Below are 21,204 nucleotides of genomic sequence, written 5' to 3' on the forward strand. Positions count from 1 at the left end.
GGCCTGGCGCATCTCGAACACGTTGGAGGCAGACTTCTGCGTCGACGCGCTGAACGAAGCCATCCACCGGTTTGGGCCGCCAGACATCATGAACACTGACCAGGGCAGTCAGCTCACATCCTTCGCTTGGACAGATCGCTTGCGACGATCCAGCGTGCGGATATCAATGGATGGGAAAGGACGGTTCCTGGACAACATCTTTGTGGAACGGCTCTGGCGAAGCCTAAAATACGAATGCGTCTATCTGCACGCCCGGGAAACCGGGTCGGAGGCGAAGGCCGGTGTCGGCAAATGGATCAAGTTCTACAACCGCAAACGCCCACATTCCGCCCTTGGCGGCAAACCTCCAGCCGTGGTCTATTGGCTGAGAAATAATGAAACCCAACCCGAGCAGCACGAGCAGAAAGTAGCTTAAACCACGCCGGAAACTGTCCAAACATAGGGGAGTAGCTCAAACTGCTGGCTCACTTCAATGTCACAACGGATTGTCTCTCTAGAATTTTCCCGGTTAGTTCGGTTGGCATCAGAGGCGCACCCGTTTCAAGTAAATCCATCAATTGTGAGGCCACAGTGGAGCCCATCTGCCTCGCCGGCAGGTTGATTGTGGTTAACGGCGGAACGACAGCTTCTGACCAGTCAAGATTGTCAAAACCCATGACCGAGACATCATCTGGAATGCTCTTACCGGCTTCCCCCAAGCCAAAAAGGGCACCAAGGGCAAGGACATCCGAAAAACACAATGCCGCAGTATAGTCTTCACTGATCGCCAACGCCTGGTGAATGGCTGCCTTGCCCCCCGCCACATCCAGAGTTGTTTCGTAAAAATCCAACCGAAGACCATCTTCTCCTGACGCTTTCGCCCCTTCGATGCGGGCGAGTGTCCTGTCACTTTCCTGGGCTGGGCCATGCAGGACTGCGATGCTGCGATGACCCTTGGTCTTAAGGTAGTCCACTGCCTGCTTTGCCAGCGACCTGTTATCGTATCCAATCGTTGGAACGGTGCTGTCTTTGTCCCAGACCGAAGTAAAGACATAAGGCACACCGCGCCGGTCGAACAGGTCGAACAGGTCGGAACTGTGGGTTGCTCCACTCAAAATGAATGCTTCCGCCCCCATGCCCAGCAGTTTCCGTGCGGCGGTTAACTCGACCTCCAGATCACTTTTCGAAATAGCTAAGACGAGAGAATATCCGTTCTCGGCAAGGGTGTTTTCTATGGCCGCAACATATTTCGCAAATACCGAGTGTTCGATGGTGGGGATGATGGCGGCGATGGTTTTTGACTTGCTGGTCGAAAGCGCGCGCGCGGCAGGGTTGGGCAAGTAATCAAGTTTCTTGCAGGCGTCCAGAACACGCTTGCGGGTGTCGGGGTTCACATTCTTGGCCCCGTTCATCACCCGGGAGATGGTGGCAATTGACAACCCGGTCTCGCTTGCGACGTCCCGTATTCTACCGACTTTTCTGGTCAAACCGCTCTCCGATCATTGCTGACTGTAAATACCTCTTGACGCATGATGATGCAATTGCTTTTATGAAACCGGTTACATCAACATTAACCAGCTATGTAACCGGTTTTTTGGCGGCTTTGAGTCAAACATGTAACCGGTTACTTTCATTGCTAAGGCGACGACCGGAGAGGCCATAAAGTGAACGTCCAGATGTTAAAGAGCAGTGACCGCTACAGGTTTGAGGGCCTCAAGTCGGCGAACCGGCTGAAGCTCGACATAATGTGGGGCGAAATGGGCCATGTCGACCTACCTGCTGGCGCTGTCATTTCTGTTACCAATGTCGACGGGGCTGCAACCGCATGGATAACCGCACAGACCGCAGATGAATCTTCGTTCTCCCTGTCGGCGATCGAATTGCCTGCTGAAGACAGTATCGCACTGGATCCAGAGAAATTCGACAGCCGCATCATGGCAGCCATCGCGAAGCGTCGCGATGGCTGCCTTTTTTCTGCGCGCGCCTATAGTGTGTTTGACCCTTCAACCGCGCCCGGAGAAACATTCATCACCCGGTTGCGCGCCCCGGCGAGGCTATTCGTTATTGCACCCGTTGACCGGGACTTTGTCACATCCGGTGGCGGCGCGCGCTTTTCTGTTGAGATAAAGCTGCCTGAGGGCGGTTCGGCCGAAGCAAATCTGCCGGACCCTCTCGGCAAGGTGCGCGACGAGTGGCGCGTCAAGCGCGGTACGGCGCATGCTTACGAGCTCGGGAAAGGTCAGTTTGTCCAGGTCATCGACGTGGAAGGGCAGCAATGTTCGGATTTCATGGCCATGCGGTCATCCGCCCTGGATGCAGGCATCGAACGCTTTATCGATTCTGCCGTATCACGCACGATGACGCGCAGTGCCTATCCCTTGCCTGGCCTACACGACAAATTCTTTGATCAGGACATGCGCCCGCTGCTGGCAGTGCGGCAGGATACCGTCGGGCGCCATGATACCTTCGCCCTGGCCTGTACCGCCCGGGGATATGAGGAGCGCGGCTTTCCCGGCCATCTGAACTGTTCCGACAACATCAGTCATGCCTTTGCGCCTTATGGCATTCAGTCCCGACGCGCCTGGCCTGCCATCAACTTCTTTTTCAACTCCTGGATAGATTGGCAGAGCCATCACATTGGCGCAGATGAGGCGTGGTCGCGCCCCGGAGATTACGTGGTGATGCAGGCGCTGACAGACCTGGTCTGCGTCTCGACCGCCTGTCCGGATGATGTTGATCCGATCAACGGCTGGAACCCCACCGACATTCACGTGCGTATCTACGAGGAGGATAGCTCGATTACACATTCTGTTTCCTGGCGGGCCATGCCCGGGGATGAGGGCAAACTGACCCGGCACTCGGCCTTTCATCCGCGCACCTCCAAGCTGACAAGCAACTACCAGCCTGCGCGTGACCTTTGGATGCCGACGCAATATGACGCAACCGGTGCCACCGAGGAATATTGGGCCTGCCGAAACGCAGCCACCGTGCAGGATATGTCTGGTCTGCGCAAATTCGATGTGGTGGGACCGGATGCTGAGGAATTGCTGCAGCATTGCATGACGCGCGACGTCGCAAAGCTGTCACAACATCGCGGTTTTTATGCTCTGTTATGCGACGAAAGGGGCAGCGTGCTGGATGATGGCACACTGTTCAGGCTAGAGCCAACCGCCTTCCGCTGGTGCTGTGGTTCGGACCTTTCCGCCGCACATCTGCGCGAACAGGCGGAACAGTTGGACCTGAACGCCCGTATCCTGTCGCTGGGCCACAAGATGCCCAATCTGGCGATACAGGGGCCGAAATCCCGTGACATCCTGCGCGAGATTGTGTTCACGCAGCCAACGCGACCGTCGCTGGACAATCTGAAATGGTTCGGCTTCACGGTGGCCCGTTTGCATGACCGGGACGGGCCCGTTTTCATGCTGTGCCGTTCTGGGTTTACCGGCGAGCTGGGTTACGAGATTTTCTGCGACCAGAATGATGCGCTGGAAATCTGGGATGGGCTGATGGCGGCCGGCGAAAAGCATGGGCTGGTGCCGATGGGCGGCCATGCGCTGGACATGTTGCGTCTTGAGGCCGGGCTGATGATCGCCGGGGCGGAGTTTGGCCCAGAAAGTGACGCCTTGGAATCCGGCCTGGGCTTTGCCGTTGATTTCAAGAAGCCTGCCTTCCTGGGCCGGGCCGCATTAGAACGCAACGCTGCATCACCACGGCGCAAATTGGTCGGCCTGCTTTTGCCAGGCAATGAAGTGCCTACCCATGGCGATGGCGTATTTGTTGGTCGCGAAAAAGTTGGTGTCGTGACCAGCGGCAGTTTTTCACCGCAACTGGGTCACGCCATCGCGATGGCGCGTGTGGCGGTTGAAAATGCAGAACCTGGCACCACGCTGGAAGTCGGAAAACTGGATGGCCACATGAAGCGCCTGCCATGCAACGTCACCAGCCTGCCATTCCTTGACCCCAAAAGAGAGAAGGCAAGAGCGTGAGTGACGCAACAAGAAAAAACGTCGTTGAGACGCGCAATGTCTGGAAGATATTTGGCGCTCGCGCTGACGAAGCAATGGAAGCCGTCCGCAGGGATAACCTGACCAAGGCAGAGGTGCTGGAACAGTATCAGGCGGTTGTCGGCGTGCGGGACGTCTCGATCAGCGTTGGCGAAAGCGAAATCTTCTGCATCATGGGGCTTTCGGGCTCCGGTAAATCCACCCTGGTGCGTCACATCAACCGTCTGATCGAGCCTACAGGCGGTGAGATCCTTATCAATGGAGTGAATGTCGGGGACCTGGATGCCGAAGAACTGCGGGTAATGCGCGCGGACAAGATCGGCATGGTTTTCCAGAACATGGCCTTGCTGCCGCACCGGACAGTACGCGACAACATCGCCTTTGCGTTGGAGCTGCGTAACGTTGACGCCTTTACCCGTGCACAGGTCGCGGACCGCACCATCGAGCTGGTAGATCTGCAAGGCTATGGCGACCGCTACCCGTCCGAGCTATCGGGCGGTATGCAGCAGCGGGTCGGGCTGGCGCGTGCCATGGCGGCGGACCCCGATATCCTGCTGATGGACGAGCCGTTCTCCGCGCTAGACCCGCTCATTCGACGCGGGTTGCAGGACGAATTTCTCGAACTTTCGAAGTCGATGAAAAAGACAACACTTTTCATCACGCATGATCTGGATGAGGCCATCCGCATGGGCAGCCGCATCGCCATCATGAAGGATGGCGAGATCGTTCAAACCGGCACACCGGAAGAGATCGTCACCAAACCAGCCGATGACTATGTGGCGGATTTCGTGGCGGGCATCTCCAAGCTGAAACTCATCTTCGCGCATACGGTTATGCAACCGGTTGAAAAATATGAATCCGGCGGCGTCATGCTGCCAAGTCTTCAGGACTGCCCTCAGGCCGGCCCCGAAGATGATCTTGATACGTTGGTTGGTCTAGCGGTCAATCAGGACAATCCCGTGGTGATCATGAGCGACAACAAACCCGTCGGGGTCGTGACCAAAGACGCCCTGCTGCGCGGCATTCAAGGGGAAACCTGAACCATGAACGATACATCTGATATCCGCAAACCCTTCATCGATTTCGCCGGGGCAAACGGCGCTTACTATGCGGACGTATTCCTGCAAATCCAGAAGGCGACGCTGGGCCGCTTTCATCTGAACAAAGCGGCTCTTCTGGGTGGTTTTGTCTGGGCCGCCCTGCGCGGGAACTGGAAGCTGTTCATCATCGGTTTTGTTGTGGACCTGATCACGCTGGTGAATTGCGCGCTGGTCCACAAATATTCCAACGCCGCCATCGAAAACGCCGGCAAGGCCTATCTGGTCGAACGCTACGAGGGCTGGACGCAAACCCATCTGGTCAGCGCGATTGTTGTATTCGTGATCGGGCGTTTATTGTTTGCCTGGCTGGCGGACCGGTTCTATTCAGCCCAATACGAAAAATGGCGCATCGACCGGAGGGTCAATTCCGGACTTGTTGCCTCACGTTTGCTCATCGCTTTGCTGATCTCACTGCTGATCTTGCCATTGCTGCTGTACCGCACGACCCAATTTGCGCCCGAAGAACGCAGCTGTATCCGCCAAGACCGGGCAATTGCCAAGGGTGAGCATGTCGAGTTCAAAAAGCGCTTCGATTGTTTCATCATCGGGGAATTCCCCACTTTCATCTGGATCGACCGACCCGATCAGATTTCTTTCCCGCGGGATGACGACGGCAATCGCACCATCAAGCGGACCCCTCCAAGCGAAGGGGCGCCGCCGGTCAACCTGAACACCTATACGTCGCAAGCGATTGATGATGGGATCAGCTATCTGACTGTGTTCTATGGGTTCCTGTTCGACGGTATCACCCATGTTCTGCGCGGTATGCTCAGCGCGATCACCTCAGTGTTTGTGGGCACGCCCTGGCCGATCACGATGAGCGTTCTGCTGTTCATCGCCTATCAGGTCGCGGGCAGCCGTACAGCGATCTTTGTGGGCGCCTCGCTGATCTATCTCGCTGTCTTCGGGTTTTGGCAGACGGCGATGGATACGATGTCTCTGGTGGTGGCTTCATCGTTGATCTGTGTGGTTGCAGGGCTGCCCCTTGGGGTTTGGGTTGGTAAGTCGCGGCGCGGTCAGGCTGTTGTCACGCCGATCCTTGATGTGATGCAGACCATCCCGTCCTTTGTCTATCTGCTGCCCGCCATCGCGTTTTTCTCAATTGGCAAGCCTCCGGGCATTCTGGCGACGGTGATCTTTGCGATGCCACCGATGGTGCGTTTGACCGCATTGGGCATCCGGCACGTACCCGACAACACCAAGGAAGCCGCGCTCGCCTTTGGGGCGAACCCCCGTCAGTTGCTGACCAAGGTCGAACTGCCTCTGGCGCTGCCGTCGATCATGGCCGGGATCAACCAGGTCGTGATGATGAGCCTCTCCATGGTGGTCATTGCCGCGCTGATCGGCGCGGGGGGCATGGGGTACGTGGTGACCGAGGCCCTTGAGAATACCGAGACAGGGCGCGGCGTCCTGGCCGGTATCGGAATTGCTCTGTTGGCGATGATGATCGACAGGGTGGTCCAGAAGGCGAAAGTCACGCGCCAATAAAAGTCCAATAAAGGGGTCACCCGACCCCGTCACAACAGGAAAGGGAAAGTTATGAAAAACCTCAAAACAACAATTGGAGCCGTCACCTTGTCGGCCTTGGCAACCGGAGTTATGGCTCAGGACGCCACCGTCAAGATCGGTGACCTTAGCTGGACCGGAGCCAAGGCCATCGGCCATGTCATTCAGGCGGTCATCGAAGGGCCGCTCGATTCCGAGGCGGAAATTGTCGACGGCATGTCAGACGGCTCGGTCATTGCAACGGGCATGGACAAGGGGGACGGCTCGGTCGATGTTTACTCCGACCTGTGGATGCCGAACCGGCAAGCCATCTGGGACAAGTATATCGACGAGGCAGGCACAGTCGCCCACAACATCCCATACAAAGGCACGCAGCGCATCTATGTGCCCAGCCACATGGCCGACCGTATCACCTCGATCGAAGACCTTAAAGACCCCGAGATTGCCGCAATGTTCGATAAAGACGGCAACGGCAAGGGTGAATATTGGGCGGGCGATGCCGGTTGGAAATCCACCCGCATGTGGCAGGTCAAGTTCAAATCATACGGTCTGGAAGAATTATGGGAAGCCGAAGTGCTGCCTCAGGACACGTTCAAGGCACAGTTGAAAACCGCCGTGACCCGCGAACAGCCGATCCTGTTTTACTACTGGACGCCAGAATGGATCCACGCCGCCTATGACATCACACCGATCGAGGAACCGGCCCGCACCGAGGGCTGCGAGGATGTGAACCTGGATGCCGAAGACTGGTTGGAAGTTTCCACATTCGCCTGCGCCAGTCAGGATGCCAGTATCTATGTCGCCTATTCCAAATCGCTTGAGCAACGGAATCCGCCGGTTGCCAAATTTCTTAGTCAACTGGCTATGGAACCCGACACGATCAACGATTGGATCCTGAAAATCGGCCGGGATAAAATGGACCCCCGCGATGTGGCCGAAGAATGGGTCGCCAATAACGCAGATGTTGTCAACGGTTGGATCGAATAGACTGTTCGTACCATTCAAACTTAACTGCCAGACGCCTATGGGTGCTTGGCAGTTATTGCTATCCTAAACTTCCATCGGCGGTTTCCGGTTCTTTGCTTCCGTTCAGCCACAGCGCAGCATTCGGAACTTTGGGCTCGAAGCCCGATTTTGCCGTGCGCGGCATGAATGTCTGCTTCATCCGAAGGAAAATCTATGAGTCGCTAAAGGTTACTTTGCTGCGTCGGCTACAAATTTTTCCCTTTAAAATCAAACAGCCAAGTTCCCTCAAAAGGAAGAACTATGTGTCGCCCGACACCTACTGTCGAGCAACACATAGTTTTGCCATTTGCGACGGAACCTTTACTTTTTCCGTATCTTCAACATCCTCGCTCGCGCCTCCTGTTCCGCTAGTGGCGCAGCCCGGACTGCGGCCGGACGGTGATCTGACACACGGGGCCGGAGCGGTGAAATTGGGAGGGGGCCGCGCCTGGCGCGGGAGGAACCGGATTTCTCCGTGGAGGCTGACGCGCAGCGGCATCAGAACCCGTGTTCAGATTGCCGGCCGGATGGCAGGCGAACTAATCAAACGGAAAATGCCGGGGCAGGGGGAGCGGGCGTAGCCCGTCGATGCCCTGTCACGACTCCTGGGATATGCAATCCGCACGCCCCGCCCGGATGCCGATGCAGTCGGTGTCCGGATAGAGCCCGATCACGAGCTGAAAGCTCGGGATTTGCCCACCCAAGAACGGGCGCTCAAGACGAGCATGGAAAAGACCCGGACAGCCCCATAGCGGTCCTTGGCGGGGGCGCCATGCAAAAGATGCTGCCGCTGCGAAAAATCCTGGCCGACTTCCGAAAAACGGCCGTTGAACCGACTTGGCGCGCTGCCTTCAATGCTGCAGTCAGCACCAGGGGTAGAGGTGTGCAGAAAGCGGGATTTGCAAAGTTGGGGCCACCGGGCACGATGCTTTGGCAGACGCCCGATCATCACTTGAATTACATCAGCGATTTCAGATCAGTGCCAGGGGTGCCCACGGCGTCCTTGGAAACGGTCTTGCCTGCTTCGATGATCCGCTTTCCAATCATGTAGCCGCGCGGATCGTTCATGGCATCGACAGCCAGCAGCTGATCCCCTTGGAAACACCAAAAGGACACCATGCCTTCCTTGTCACTGGTTCGAGTAATGACACGGTCGTAACCGGTGTTCAGCCCCGCAATTTGCAATTTCATGTCGAACTGATCGGACCAAAATCAGGGTTTGGCGAAATATTCCTTGTCGGCACCCATGATGTTGGAGCCACAATCTCGGCTTGATCCATGGCGTCGACATCCGACAAGCCTCGTACTACGTGAACACCCTTTGGCTGCCCCCCAATCGCGGGGGGCAGGTATCTGGGGCTGGAAACGGTTGTGAAGACGAGCGTGTCATAGCCCAGCACCTCGTCCCCGACTTCAACGGTTTTGCTGCGGCGTTCAGCTTTGTGATAGGTTGACCAGTCCGCAGTTCAATCCCATTCTCGCCATAAATGCCGCAGGCTTAAGAAATAGCCGTTCCAAAGCCATATCACCCAGCAGGTACTTTTTGGACAGCGGAGGGCGTTGATACGGCGGCGCAGATTCTGCTCCGATCAAGGTAATGTCACGGTCAAAGCCGAAAGCACGCAGTTTCATGACCAACGAACAGCCTGCTTGACCGGCCCCTATTACCAAAACATGAACGATCATCAGCCCACCTTTTGAGAATGTGTCGAGACTTGCATGCCCATGACCGAAGCATGAGACGTGCATCACATTCAGCTATACGATTATCAGAAAGCCCGCTTTGCCTCGTTCAAAGCACTTCGCTGGTGATGCTCCAGATAGTTTTGCTGGATGGCGATCTGGTCGACCACAAACTTGGCGTCATGCCAGACACCCCAGATAAAGGAGGAGCCTCTGCGCGATTGCCAGGGCAAGCCGACGAAGTACAGGCCCGGCACATTTGAAACACCGCGTTGATGAACCGGCCTGCCGATATCATCCAAGGCGTCAGGCGCGTGCAGCCAGCCATAGTCAAACTTGAACCCCGTTGCCCAGATGACCGTCGTGATGCCCCGCTCCGCGAGATTGAGTGATCTGATCGGATTTGCAACACAGGCAGGGTCATCAGGGATGTCCCAGGCTTCGGGCTCTGGCGGCAGGTCAATTCCGGTGCGTTGAATGTAGTCATCCGCGGCTTTCATCAGGGAACGATAATTATCATCACCCGCGTCGATATTGGTTTTGAGATCATCGGCGATGCGCAACGTGCCGTCCTCATATCCACTGGTCATCCCCAAAAGGGTGATGCCCTGCTCTGCCATCCGTCGAAAATCAACGGTTTTGCCCCCATGCGCGCCGCTGACAGCAATGGTCACATGTTCCGTGCCGGGTGCGGGTGTATCCATGTTCCAAATGCCCAGCACGCCAAGCCACCAACAGTTGTCCCGTCCGCGATAGCGCCGGAATGGACGGTCGTGCGGGCCGATTGAAAAATAGACCTCGCGACCAGCAGCGCTCAGTTCCGCTGCAATTTGAGACCCGGATGATCCGCCGCCGATGACCAGCACGGCCCCCTCGTCCAGGGCCTGTGGGTTGCGATATGCGGTAGAGTGGATCTGTGTGACCTCTGCCGCCTCCGGCAAAATCGGAGGGATGGAGGGTTTTTGAAACGGGCCGGTGGCGCTGACGATATTGAGCGCATCAAATTCACCCTCCGATGTCTGCACGTGGAAACCGGCGCGATCCGTGTGTGGAGTGACGGCTTCAACAGTAACGCCGGTCCGCACAGGCGCGTCAATCATGCGGGCATACTCTTCAAAATAGGCGGCAACGCTTTCTTTCTCTGCAAAGGCGTCGTCATCACAGGAAAAGGCCATGCCGGGAAAACGATCATGCCAGGCCGGGCCATTCGCGACCAGGGAATCCCACCGCTCGGATCGCCACCGTTCAGCGATGCGACCGCGTTCAAGAACGACATGTTCAATACCCTGGTGGGTCAGGTGTTCACTGGTTGCGACGCCGCCTTGGCCCGCGCCAATAACAAGAGTGTTGATCCGTTTCATAGCATCGCCTTTTCTGTTCCGGCCTAACGGTTAACGCGGCGTGTGCGCCTAACCCAAACAGTCATTTGCGAAGCAGTGGTTTTGCTTTGCCTAACACCCCTAAGGTTTTGGCTAAGCAACGGTAAGTTAATGAGACACTTTCTATTGCGCCAAGGCGGTTGCAAACTCCGCGCAAAGACAACTGCTGCCCCGCTCGAGGAGAGATTTCTATGCCCAAAGATCACATCGATCCGATTGCCGCCCTGCGCGACAGCACTGCGGTTCCGTTTGAACGCGCACGGGCCATGCCAACCGAGGTTTATTCATCGCCCGATTTTGTTGCGGCAGAGCTGGAGCATATTTTCAGCAAAGACTGGTACTGCGTGGGCCGGGCAGATGCGCTGTCAGCCGCTGGTGATTATGTGTCAGCGGAACTGGCGGGTCAGCCAATTGTCGTGTTGCGCGACCGCGAAGGCACATTGCGTGCCATGAGCAATGTCTGTCTGCACCGCATGTCGACGCTGTTGCACGGACGCGGCAACGCAAAGACCATCGTGTGCCCTTATCACGCATGGACGTATAATCTGGACGGCCAATTGCGCGGCGCGCCTGCGATGACGCAGAACGAGGCGTTTTGCAAAGAGCACTACAAGCTGCCACAGGTGCGCTGTGAGGAATGGCTCGGCTGGATTTTTATCTGCCTTGATCCCGACGCCGCACCGGTTGCCGATCAGCTGTCAGAGGTCGCCGAGATGATTTCTGGCTATGACATGACAAATTACTCTGAGTCCTTTTACGAAGAGCACATCTGGGACACCAACTGGAAGGTGCTGGCCGAGAATTTCATGGAAAGCTATCACTTGCCCGTCTGTCATGCAGGCACGATCGGTGGGCTGTCCAAGCTGGAAGACATGATCTGCCCGCCAGGTCGCCCGGCCTTTAACTATCACACCATTCTGAAAGACGAATCGCTGCGTATCGCAATGGCGCATCCGACACGGAATGATCGACTAAAGGGGGAAGAGCGGCGCACGACCTATCTGCTGGCGCTCTATCCCAGCCTCATGATCACGCTGACGCCGGGCTATTTCTGGTATATTTCCCTGCACCCCAAGGGGCCGGGTCAGGTGCACATCCGGTTTGGCGGCGGCATGTCCAATGATTTCGCCGATGACCCGGATACAGACGAGAATTTTGCCCAGCTCAAGTCCTTGCTGGACGACGTTAACGTCGAAGATCGGGGCTGCACGGAAAAGGTTTATCGGGGCCTGTGTTCAGACGCGGCAACCCCCGGTCACCTGAGCCATCTGGAACGTCCAAACTATGATTTCGCACAATACCTGATGGCAAAGATCGACGCAGGACAAAGGACATAACATGGCACATACCCGTATTCGCCGCTTTAACACCCGCGAGACCTATCCAGAGCAGGCATTGGACAATGATCTGTGTCAGGCGGTCGTCACGCACGGGGGCAAGACTGTTTGGATGCGGGGGCAATGCCCGCAGAATCTCGATGACGCCGTCAATCTCGATAGCCACGACCCGGTCGAGCAGACCCACAAAGTCATGCAGAACATCCACCAATTGATCCAGGAGGCGGGTGGCGAGATGGCGCATCTGGTCAAGGTCGTTGTCTACATCACCGACGTGCGCCACCGCGAGGCGGTATACCGCACGATGGGGGAGTATATCCAAGGCGTGCATCCAGTTTCGACCGGGCTGGTGGTGCAGGCGTTGGCCCGGCCCGAATGGTTGGTGGAAATCGACGCCACTGCCGTGATCCCGGACTAGGGCCATGACATTTTCACTTGTTGCCCGCTGCGCCGAGACTGGCATGTTCGGCATGGCCATCTCTTCCTCTTCTCCCGCTGTTGCCGCCCGGTGTGCCTATGCGCGCGCAGGTATAGGGGCCGTGGCCAGTCAGAACATCACGGACCCCGCATTGGGTCCAAAAACGCTGGACCGTATGGCGCAAGGTCTGTCTGCGCCGGAGGCGGTAAGCGCCGTAGTGGCGGAAGCCGCGCATGTTCAGTACCGCCAGCTTTTGGCGATAGACGCTGCAGGTCGCACATCCATTCATTCAGGTGCAAATGTCTTGGGAAATTGGAATGAAGCGCAAGGCGTTGACGTCGCCTCGGGCGGAAACCTGCTGGACAACGACGGCGTACCGGCTGCCATTGTCACAGGTTTCGAGACGGCGCAGGGCCATCTGGGTGATCGGTTGATCGCCGCGATGCGGGTAGGTCTGGCTGCAGGTGGTGAAGCCGGGCCAGTTCATTCAGCAGGTCTGTTGCTGGTGGACAAAGTGTCATGGCCGGTGGCCGAACTGCGGTGTGACTGGACACAAGACTGCCCGATCGAGACCATTGCAACAGCCTGGGATGTCTACAAACCACAACTGGATGACTATGTGCGCCGCGCGCTCGACCCGTCGGACGCGCCGTCCTACGGCGTGCCCGGCAATATGTGACTTAACGCAAACAAGGGAGGCCGCCATGGGCTATTTAAGAAATAAACTTCAGGATGTCGCAGCCCTGCCTGCGGATCGCCCAATGGGCATGCCGGGGGCGTTCTACACCTCGCAGGAACAGTTCGAACACGAAGCGCGCACTGTGCTGCGCAGTGGGTGGCACTGCCTTGGCCGCGAAGACGAGATCCCTGAGATGGGCGATTTTTTCACGGCACAGCTGCTCAATGAGCCGCTGCTGGTGGTGCGCGGAGAGGACGGCATTGTGCGGGTCATGGCCAACGTCTGTCGTCATCGCGGCATGCCGCTTGCAGAAGGACGCGGCAACACCAAGCGTTTTGTGTGCAGCTATCACGCATGGACCTATGGCTCTGATGGGGCGTTGTTGCGCGCACCGCGCATGCAGAACGCGGGCTTTGATGCCAAAAGCTGCAAACTGCCCACACATAAGGTCCGGCTTTGGAATGGTTTCATCTATGTCACACTCGACCCTGATGAGCCTGATTTCCAGCATCCCGAGCTGGATGGCTTGCTTGCGCCCTATGAGACAGGTTCGTTCCGCCTGGTGCATACAGCAGAAGAAGAATGGCACACCAACTGGAAATGCCTGGTTGAGAACTTCATGGAAGGCTATCATCTGAGTGTCGTACATCCGCGCACATTGCATGGCTACACGCCCACGGGCCTGTCACGCAAACTGGTGACCGGGGATGGGTACACGTCCTATGCCGCCAATTACCCTGATACCATTGAACCGCGCGGAGACGGTGCGCCGGGCCTGAGCGAGGAAGAGCGCAAGCGATCCACGCTTTTTGCCAAGTTCCCCACGCAGGTTGCCAGTCAGGCCGCGAATCTGCTGGTGTCTTTGTCGATCTTTCCGGTCCATGCCAGTCTGATCCGGGTAAAATGGACCATGTCCGTCTATCAGGATTATCTGGATTGGGACACGGTGCAGCAACGCATTGCGCTCTGGGAAGAAGTGAACCGCGAAGACCGTGAAAAGCTGGAGCGAATGCAGGTCGCATTGGCGTCTGCCCATGCGGTCGAGGGCCCCCTTGCCGGAGACGACTACGAAGGCACAGTCCGCGATTTCCAGGCTTGGCTTGCCGCGCGGGACGCAAAACTGCCCACCGCGTAGGGTGCTCACTGGTCTTGGGTACAAGAATCTGATTTCCTGTCCATCCAAATGAGAGGAAACAAGCGTGCCCCGGTTCACCTTCAGGCAATTGGAGTATCTTGTTGCCGTTGGTGAAACAGGCAGCATCGCCCGCGCGTCGGAAACCCTGAACGTGTCCTCCCCCTCCATCTCGTCCGCTATTTCACAATTGGAAGAAGAGCTTGGTATTGCGCTCTTTGTGCGGCAACACGCACAGGGGCTGTCGATCACGCAGGGCGGGCGCAGGGTGATTGATCAGGCAAATCTTGTGTTGAAAGAGGCGGCGACCATAGCCGACATTGCTTCGGACGTGTCCGGGATGGCGCACGGGCCCCTGACCGTCGGATGCCTTGTCACCTTTGCGCAACTTGTCCTGCCCCGCATGCGGGCTGGCTATGAGGCGGCCTATCCCGATGTCCGTACCGAACAGAAAGAACTGAACCAGGCTGAAATTTTCAGCGCATTGCGCCGCTCTGACATTGATATCGCACTGACCTATGACATGGATATCCCGACGGACTTGCTGTTTACGGAGCTTGTGCGATTACGCCCTTTTGCCTTGCTCGCAGCCTCGCATGATGATGCAAGCAAAAATGAGATCACTCTTGACGATCTTACTGATCAACCAATGGTACTGCTGGATTTGCCGATCAGTACAGATTACTTCCTGTCCCTGTTTGAAACCGCCAAACAACCTCCCCACATTGCTGAGCGCACGCGAGACATGGCGGTGATGCGGTCGCTGGTCGGCAACGGCTTTGGCTATTCGATTGCCAATGTGCGCCCGCAAAGCAATATCTCACCGGATGGCATGCAACTGGCTTACGTGCCCATTGCTGGCCCCGTGCAGCCTCTGCGGATGGGTTTGCTAACCTCTCAAGGGGCGGAAAAATCGCGAACCGTGCGGGCGTTCATGGACTTCGCCCAAGAACAAGTTGCGACCGGCGCGTTCGAACCCATCGGTGGAGAGCCGTTGAAATGACGCTGTCACTGGACATTCTGGAACGGCTTATCGCGTTTGACACTGTCAGCCATCGGTCCAACCTGGATCTGATTGCCTTTGCCGAGGACTTTTTACGCGCCCGCCAATTTCGGGTGCATCGGATCCCCGACCTGACGGAGGCAAAAGCCGGCCTTTACGCAGAAATAGGTCCTCAGACAGACGGTGGTGTTCTGCTATCTGCACATTCCGACGTTGTGCCGGTCGAAGGGCAGGTATGGACCCGGCCACCCTTTCAGCTGACGCGCGATGGGGATCGGCTTTATGGACGCGGCACAACAGATATGAAGGGCTTTCTGGCCGAAATGCTGGCGATATCCGATAGCGCAAGCCGCAAGGCCCTGAAAGCCCCGCTGAAAGTGTTGATCTCCTATGACGAAGAGATCGGCTGTGTCGGTATTGATCGCATGAGTGCGCGTCTCAAACCTCTGCTGGGCCATCCTGAATTGGCCATCGTGGGGGAGCCAACCGAAATGCAAATCGCCATTGGGCATAAAGGCAAGCGTTCGTACGCGGCACAGGTCACAGGTCAGGCAGGCCACTCTGCACTGGCGCCTCGGTTTGTCAGTGCACTGCATTTAGCGTTGGATTACGTCGCAGCACTGCGCAATTTGCAGGACGGATTGGAGCGCAACGGCAGCCGCGATGACAGCTATGATATCCCGTATAGTACGATCCATGTGGGCCGGATACACAGCGGCACAGCGCTGAATATCGTGCCGGACAGCGCAGAGGTATTGTTCGAATTTCGGCATCTCGCCGAGGACGACCCGGACAGTCTGGCACGCATGATAGCCGAAGCGGCGGACACCGTGACAGCGCCTCATCCAGGCGCCGCCTTTATAGAATTACACTCCTTGGCGACCTATCCAGGCTTAGCGACAGCAGCTTCAAATCCGGCAGTGAACTTGACAAGAAACTGGTCCGGGGGGCAAGTCTGCAAGGTGGCCTTTGGCACCGAGGCCGGTTTCCTTTCGGAGCTGAATATTCCGACGGTGGTTTGTGGTCCAGGCTCGATGGTGGATCAAGGACATAAACCGGATGAATACATCTCAGAGATGCAACTCATCAAATGCTCGAAAATGCTCGCAAGAGCTGTCAATCACCTACTTTAGGGACTGGACATCGGTAACGAGGGCGTCGGCGTTAAGCGGTTTTGGGCACAACACTGGATCTGCCATAGCGGTTCCTTCGATACTTGTGGTGCCCACCCTGGCTTCTGTCGCTGCTTTCGGCTGAGATCCTTTGGGTACATGCTTCGGTTCGTGGTCAGCGCAGCGGCTGCCAACATGATGCTGGTTCGATGTCATTCCGATGTGCCCATCTCATAGGCCTGCTTGGCAAAAGCCAGCGACAGTCCAGACCACGGCATCATCGAAACCACGTCCCTGCGGGACTTCGAAAGCCTGCGATCAGGCTGTCTGACGTCAGCGCCTAAGGGTCCAAAAAGCGATGTTTGATAAGGGAGTGTTCTTGGCTCATCGTAACCACTGAGGAGTGGACGATGAGCAAGACAAGTAAGAGCCCCAGCGAGAAGGTCGTCAAAGACATCAAACGGGCAACCCGCAAACAGCATGAGCGCCCGATGAACCCGACCTCACGCGTCGTTGCTCGGTGATCTAAGTGTCCGCTTAGCTAAATGGACACTTAGGGGTCAGTTATGAGTAATCGCAAAAAGCGCCGGAAGTGGTCTGACGAGGAAAAACGGGAGATCTGCCAGCAGGCCGTTCTTCCAGGGGCCTCGGTGGCACAGATAGCGCGGCGCTATAGCGCCAATGCCAATGTGATCTACAACTGGTTGAAGGACCCGCGATTTGCGCCGGATGCGGAAGATCTTGCGATGCCTACGGACGCGTCTTTCATCGAATTGGATGTGTCGGCGGCAGCCTCCCATTCAGTTCCGGATATTGTTGCCACGCCCGCCGCCGCACTTTCCGCAAACAAGGTTGATATTACGCTGTCCGATGGGCGGCGCGTGCTGATCGAAGGGCCGATGTCGCTTGGGTCCATCATTGGTTTGGTACAGGGGTTAATGGCTTGATCCCGGTTCCCAGCAATACGCGCGTCTGGCTGGCGGCGGGTGTCACGGACATGCGGCGAGGTTTCAACACGCTGGCGGCGCAGGCCGAGAAGGTCTTGGCGGAAGATCCCTATTCCGGTCATCTGTTCGTTTTCCGCGGGCGACGCGGGGATCTCCTGAAGATCATCTGGTGGGAGTGAAGCCCGGACCGCGCAGCGGCAGATCATCCGGGGGATGATTTGAGGGCCGAACGGGCGGAGCCCAGGGGGCCTGTCTGTTCTCAAAGCGGCTGGAGAAAGGACGGTTTGTCTGGCCGGCTGCGAAAGACGGCAAGACCAGCTTGACGACGGCGCAGCTTTCGATGCTGCTTGAGGGCATCGACTGGCGGATGCCGCAAAAGACCTGGCGACCTCTGAGCGTCGGATAGATCAATAAAATATAGGCATTGAGCGCCTTCAGGATTCACCTTCGGCCTTGGCTCCGGTATAGGGGTGGCAATGTTGAAGGACCTGGATACCGCCCCTGACGACCCGGCTGAGTTGCGGCGCATCAACGCGCTTCTGGCCGCTGAGGTCAAGTCGCAGGCGTTGCTGATCGAGAAGCTTCAGCATCAGCTGGCGGGCCATAACCGGCACCGCTTCGGGGCCAGATCAGAAGGCCTGGACCAGCTCAACCTGACCTTTGCGGAAGATGAGCAGATTGCGGTGTCAGCCGAAAGGCAGGCAGAATCCGCAGCCGGTTCCGAGGAAGGCGGCCCCGCCCGCCAGTACAGCCGCAAACCGCTGCCGGACCATCTGGACCGGCATGACGAGGTGCTGTCGCAGGGAGAGGAATGCGGCCGCTGCGGCGGAACTCTGAAGACCTTGGGCGACGATATTACCGAAGAGCTGGAATATGTGCCGGGCCGGTTTGTGGTGAACCGGATCGTCCGGCCTCGCAAGGCCTGTTCCTGCTGCGAGGCCATCGTGCAATCGCCGCTGCCGTCCACTGCCCGGCAGGCGAATTGCCTTGCAATTCTGCCGGGAGGGGCGCCCGATTGAACGAGGCAGGCCTGGACCTGGCTTGCTGGCGCATGTGCTGGTCAGCAAATACGCCGACCATCTTCCCCTGTACCGGCAATCGCAAATCTACGCCCGCGAAGGCATCGATCTGGACCGCTCGACCATGGCGGATTGGGTGGGCCGTTCGACCGCGCTTCTGGAACCTCTGGCTGATGCAATCGGGCGGATCGTCCGGCAAGGCGGCGCCCTGTTCGCTGATGATACCCCGGTCAAGATGCAGGCGCCTGGGCAGAAGAAGACCAAGACGGCGCGTGTCTGGACCTATGTCCGCGATGAGCGGCCCTGGGCCGGGCAATCGCCACCCTGTGCCTGGTACCAGTTCACCATCGACCGCAAAGGCGAGCATCCTGTCAGCCACCTCTCGGGATACAAAGGCTGGGTGCATGCCCCCTCTCGGGACATTGCTGCGCAATGCCCTGCCGGGCAGTGGATGGCTATTCCGGTTTCAACGGCCTGTTCGGTGAGAACAAGGCTGGCGAGATGGCCAGCCTTCTCGGCAGCATGCTTCGCATGCGCCTGCCAGGTAAGACATGGCGCATGTCAGGCGCAAGTTCGTGCTCTCTCATCGTTTGCACAGCAAACGACTGCCGGATGACAGATATCTTTGCCTCACAGGGCAACGCCATCGCCGGAGAGGCCATCCGCCGGATTGCCGAACTCTATGCGGTTGAGAAAGAGGCGCGCGGCAAGCCCCTGGCAGAACGGGTTGCTTTGCGGCAGGCAAAGGCCAAGCCGGTCTTCAACGATCTGGAAACCTGGCTGCACGCGCAATTGCCCAAGATCTCAGGAAAGTCGCCCCTGGCACAGGCCATCCATTACCGGCAGGTGATTGCAGCGCAATCACCGTTAGGCGCTATGCCTTGGGCCGGATGCCGAAGGCCCGGCCGTATCTTGATAACGGCCATTTGGAATTGGACAACAACAGTGCTGAACGCGCTGTCAAGCCCGTGGCCATCGGCCGCAAAAACTGGATGTTCGCAGGCTCCGAGGGCGGCGGCAAAGCCATGGCCATCGCCTATACCCTGATCGAAACCGCCAAGATGAACGGCGTAGATCCCCAAGCCTGGCTCACCTGGGTTCTGGCACAGATCGCAGATCATAAGATCACACGCCTGAACAAGCTCATGCCATGGCGCTACGCTGCTGACGCAGCGTAGCAGGGGCCACCGGGACTGTGCCAGAGCGCTTTCGCCGGACGGTTACCAAACAGCATTCAGCTGAAGAGAAGATCCGGATCGTGCTGGATGGCCTGCGTGGCGAAGATAGCATTGCTGAGCTTCGCCGCCGTGAGGGGATTTCCCAAGGCGTTTACTACAAGTGGGTAAGCGTTGCTTCAACCTTTGAAGTTCCATGGTAGGAGCTGATCGATGTCCTTCTGTTTATGGCCATTGACGATGGCTGTGAGCACGCCGGTCAGGTAGCTGTGCGGCTCGATGTGGTTCAATTTGCAGGTTTCAATGAGTGACGCGAGCATGGCCCAGTTCTGGGCACCGGCGTCGTGACCGGCAAAGAGCGCGTTTTTCCTTTGCAGGGCGATGGGGCGGATGGTGCGTTCCACGGCGTTGCTATCCATCTCGATGCGGCCATCGTCGAGGAATAGGATCAGCCCTTCCCAGTATTTGGCAATGTACTTTAGGGCCTCACAGGTTGGAGATTTGGCTGATACCTGCGTGCGAGCCTGATCCAGCCAGGTTTTAAACGCCTTGATTTTGGGTTTGGCTTTTTGCTGACGCGTGGCCAGACGCTGGTCAGCCAATTGACCACGCACCTGTGCTTCGATCTGTGAGCGATACCTGAACTGCGACTCCTATTGGCGTTGAGGGTAGGGGGATCGGCCCATCTCTTCCATCATCTTTTCACGGAAGACTTCAGCGGGCGTCTTCCATCCAAGGCACTTGCGAGGCGTATTGTTGAGCCGATCACAGATCACCTTCATGTCCTCGTCTGTGATCGTCCTAATGTCGCGCTTGCGAGGAAGCCATCTTCGGACCCTTCGATTGGTGTTCTCGACCGTGCCTTTTTGCCACGGGCTGGAAGGATCGCAGAACCATGTCTGCGTCCCGATTTCGGCCTGCAAATGTGGCCAGCTGACGAACTCGGTACCGCGATCAAAGGTGATTGATTTGCGGGCCAGATGAGGCAGGTCGCGTACGGCTTTCATAATTTTCCCCATCACCGGCTTGGTGCGCTTGTTCGGGTTCTTCAGCAGCACGGTGAAGCGGCTGACACGTTCGACCAGCGAGGTGACATTGGTTTGCCCAAGTTTCTGTTTGAACAGCATCAAATCTCCCTCCCAGTGCCCAAACTGGCGACGGTGAGCGACATCATCTGGCCGGAATAGAATGCTGACATCACGGTCGAACTTGGGCTTCTGGCGCTTCCTGGCACGGCGTGGCCTGCGGGATTTCCGATGTTCGGGCAAGTACCACCAGAGCTCTTGGTCCATGCCTTCCTTAGAATAGATGTAGCGGTAGATCGTCTCCTGGCAGACGCGTAGCGTAGCACCTTCATAGATCATCCGGTTGCCGATCTGCTCGGGCGTCCATCCTTGCTTGATCCGTTCGATGACGCGCTTGCACAGATCGGGATGTCTGATCAGCTTGCGTTGCGTGGAACGGCGTTGCTGCGTGCGCTGGTGTGCTGCCATGCCGAAGTATCCCGCGTACTTCTTGGGAAAGGCATCATCGGCCCAGAAGTTGCGTTTGATCTCTCGGAATATCGTCGACTTGTGACGCTTCAAAACGCGCGCCATCTCAGCGACAGGGACCTTTGCAAGCCACCAGTCTTCGATCCTGCGCCGTTCTTGTAAGCTCAGTTGCGTATATACCGTTCCCATGCAATATTCCTCCTATTAGATAACTCATTGTTTTCTAATAGGAG

15 protein-coding genes and 4 pseudogenes are annotated in these 21,204 nt (G+C 57.2%); 14 read left to right on the plus strand and 5 right to left on the minus strand.

From position 1 onward, the window contains the following. Positions 1-415 (plus strand): transposase (locus tag ACP151_RS19670; protein ID WP_424980571.1); only part of this gene is annotated, 415 nt, incomplete at its 5' end. A gap of 49 nt (positions 416-464) precedes the next feature. Here ACP151_RS19670 and ACP151_RS19675 read toward each other — a convergent pair. Then, a complete protein-coding gene (locus ACP151_RS19675) occupies positions 465-1,466 on the minus strand; it encodes a LacI family DNA-binding transcriptional regulator (RefSeq protein ID WP_424980572.1) in 1,002 nt (333 codons plus the stop codon). Between the two features lie 189 nt (positions 1,467-1,655). Here ACP151_RS19675 and ACP151_RS19680 point away from each other — a divergent pair, with 189 nt between their 5' ends. Genes ACP151_RS19680 through ACP151_RS19695 form a run of 4 tightly spaced genes read left to right on the plus strand, consistent with a single transcriptional unit; the run spans position 1,656 to position 7,576 of the window. Next, positions 1,656-3,965 carry a DUF1989 domain-containing protein gene (locus ACP151_RS19680; protein WP_424980573.1) on the plus strand — a complete coding sequence of 770 codons (2,310 nt, stop codon included), beginning with the start codon at positions 1,656-1,658 and terminating at the stop codon, positions 3,963-3,965. After that, the gene (locus tag ACP151_RS19685) at positions 3,962-5,023 is read left to right on the plus strand and encodes a quaternary amine ABC transporter ATP-binding protein (protein WP_424980574.1); all 1,062 of its coding nucleotides are present in this window, start codon (positions 3,962-3,964) and stop codon (positions 5,021-5,023) included. The genes ACP151_RS19680 and ACP151_RS19685 overlap by 4 nt, the downstream gene beginning before the upstream one ends. Positions 5,024-5,026: 3 nt before the next feature. Beyond that, complete coding sequence (locus ACP151_RS19690) at positions 5,027-6,571, plus strand: ABC transporter permease (RefSeq protein WP_424980575.1); 1,545 nt, start codon at positions 5,027-5,029, stop codon at positions 6,569-6,571. Between the two features lie 51 nt (positions 6,572-6,622). Next, positions 6,623-7,576 (plus strand): glycine betaine ABC transporter substrate-binding protein, encoded by a 954-nt coding sequence (locus ACP151_RS19695; protein WP_424980576.1) that lies wholly within the window; start codon positions 6,623-6,625, stop codon positions 7,574-7,576. Positions 7,577-8,551: 975 nt separating this feature from the next. Here ACP151_RS19695 and ACP151_RS19700 read toward each other — a convergent pair. Together ACP151_RS19700 and ACP151_RS19705 are read right to left on the minus strand one after the other, a co-directional pair. Then, positions 8,552-9,277, minus strand: a pseudogene (locus ACP151_RS19700) (oxidoreductase C-terminal domain-containing protein). Positions 9,278-9,363: 86 nt separating this feature from the next. After that, the gene (locus ACP151_RS19705) at positions 9,364-10,638 is read right to left on the minus strand and encodes a flavin-containing monooxygenase (RefSeq protein WP_424980577.1); all 1,275 of its coding nucleotides are present in this window, start codon (positions 10,636-10,638) and stop codon (positions 9,364-9,366) included. A gap of 209 nt (positions 10,639-10,847) precedes the next feature. Between ACP151_RS19705 and ACP151_RS19710 the strand changes: the two genes are divergently transcribed. From ACP151_RS19710 to tnpC, 9 genes and pseudogenes are all read left to right on the plus strand, one after another. Further along, positions 10,848-11,993: an aromatic ring-hydroxylating oxygenase subunit alpha gene (locus ACP151_RS19710; protein ID WP_424980578.1), complete on the plus strand. Its 1,146-nt coding sequence runs from the start codon at positions 10,848-10,850 to the stop codon at positions 11,991-11,993. 1 nt (position 11,994) lies between these two features. Beyond that, positions 11,995-12,411, plus strand: coding sequence for a RidA family protein (locus tag ACP151_RS19715; protein ID WP_424980579.1), 417 nt, complete (start codon positions 11,995-11,997; stop codon positions 12,409-12,411). 4 nt (positions 12,412-12,415) lie between these two features. After that, complete coding sequence (locus ACP151_RS19720) at positions 12,416-13,090, plus strand: DUF1028 domain-containing protein (protein ID WP_424980580.1); 675 nt, start codon at positions 12,416-12,418, stop codon at positions 13,088-13,090. Positions 13,091-13,115: 25 nt separating this feature from the next. Then, on the plus strand, positions 13,116-14,225 hold the full coding sequence (locus tag ACP151_RS19725) for an aromatic ring-hydroxylating oxygenase subunit alpha (RefSeq protein WP_424980581.1): 1,110 nt from the start codon (positions 13,116-13,118) through the stop codon (positions 14,223-14,225). Between the two features lie 64 nt (positions 14,226-14,289). Beyond that, a complete protein-coding gene (locus ACP151_RS19730; RefSeq protein ID WP_424980582.1) occupies positions 14,290-15,225 on the plus strand; it encodes a LysR family transcriptional regulator in 936 nt (311 codons plus the stop codon). Beyond that, the gene (argE, locus tag ACP151_RS19735) at positions 15,222-16,358 is read left to right on the plus strand and encodes an acetylornithine deacetylase (protein WP_424980583.1); all 1,137 of its coding nucleotides are present in this window, start codon (positions 15,222-15,224) and stop codon (positions 16,356-16,358) included. Before ACP151_RS19730 ends, argE begins: the two co-directional genes overlap by 4 nt. 545 nt (positions 16,359-16,903) lie before the next feature. After that, positions 16,904-17,284, plus strand: a complete 381-nt coding sequence (gene tnpA / locus ACP151_RS19740) for an IS66-like element accessory protein TnpA (RefSeq protein ID WP_424980584.1) — start codon at positions 16,904-16,906, stop codon at positions 17,282-17,284. Continuing rightward, a pseudogene (tnpB, locus tag ACP151_RS19745) lies at positions 17,281-17,690 on the plus strand (IS66 family insertion sequence element accessory protein TnpB). The gene tnpA and the pseudogene tnpB overlap by 4 nt, the downstream one beginning before the upstream one ends. Positions 17,691-17,760: 70 nt before the next feature. Continuing rightward, a pseudogene (gene tnpC / locus ACP151_RS19750) lies at positions 17,761-19,481 on the plus strand (IS66 family transposase). A 176-nt stretch (positions 19,482-19,657) separates the two neighbouring features. On the opposite strand, the pseudogene ACP151_RS19755 reads toward tnpC, so the two are convergent. Both ACP151_RS19755 and ACP151_RS19760 read right to left on the minus strand, forming a co-directional pair. Beyond that, positions 19,658-20,107 (minus strand): annotated as a pseudogene (locus ACP151_RS19755) (IS66 family transposase); the annotation flags it as partial. A 24-nt stretch (positions 20,108-20,131) separates the two neighbouring features. After that, positions 20,132-21,160, minus strand: a complete 1,029-nt coding sequence (locus ACP151_RS19760) for an IS30 family transposase (protein WP_424980585.1) — start codon at positions 21,158-21,160, stop codon at positions 20,132-20,134. Between the last annotated feature and the right edge of the window lie 44 nt (positions 21,161-21,204).

The sequence above is a fragment of the Leisingera sp. S232 genome (genome assembly GCF_049800895.1).
Taxonomy (GTDB): Bacteria; Pseudomonadota; Alphaproteobacteria; order Rhodobacterales; family Rhodobacteraceae; genus Leisingera.

Coding starts and splice junctions, on each gene's coding strand:
- ACP151_RS19680 (WP_424980573.1), top strand. CDS start 1,656: ATGTTAAAGAGCAGTGACCGCTACAGGTTTGAGGGCCTCAAGTCGGCG.
- ACP151_RS19690 (WP_424980575.1), top strand. CDS start 5,027: ATGAACGATACATCTGATATCCGCAAACCCTTCATCGATTTCGCCGGG.
- ACP151_RS19695 (WP_424980576.1), top strand. CDS start 6,623: ATGAAAAACCTCAAAACAACAATTGGAGCCGTCACCTTGTCGGCCTTG.
- ACP151_RS19705 (WP_424980577.1), bottom strand. CDS start 10,638: ATGAAACGGATCAACACTCTTGTTATTGGCGCGGGCCAAGGCGGCGTC.
- ACP151_RS19710 (WP_424980578.1), top strand. CDS start 10,848: ATGCCCAAAGATCACATCGATCCGATTGCCGCCCTGCGCGACAGCACT.
- ACP151_RS19715 (WP_424980579.1), top strand. CDS start 11,995: ATGGCACATACCCGTATTCGCCGCTTTAACACCCGCGAGACCTATCCA.
- ACP151_RS19720 (WP_424980580.1), top strand. CDS start 12,416: ATGACATTTTCACTTGTTGCCCGCTGCGCCGAGACTGGCATGTTCGGC.
- ACP151_RS19725 (WP_424980581.1), top strand. CDS start 13,116: ATGGGCTATTTAAGAAATAAACTTCAGGATGTCGCAGCCCTGCCTGCG.
- argE (WP_424980583.1), top strand. CDS start 15,222: ATGACGCTGTCACTGGACATTCTGGAACGGCTTATCGCGTTTGACACT.
- tnpA (WP_424980584.1), top strand. CDS start 16,904: ATGAGTAATCGCAAAAAGCGCCGGAAGTGGTCTGACGAGGAAAAACGG.
- ACP151_RS19760 (WP_424980585.1), bottom strand. CDS start 21,160: ATGGGAACGGTATATACGCAACTGAGCTTACAAGAACGGCGCAGGATC.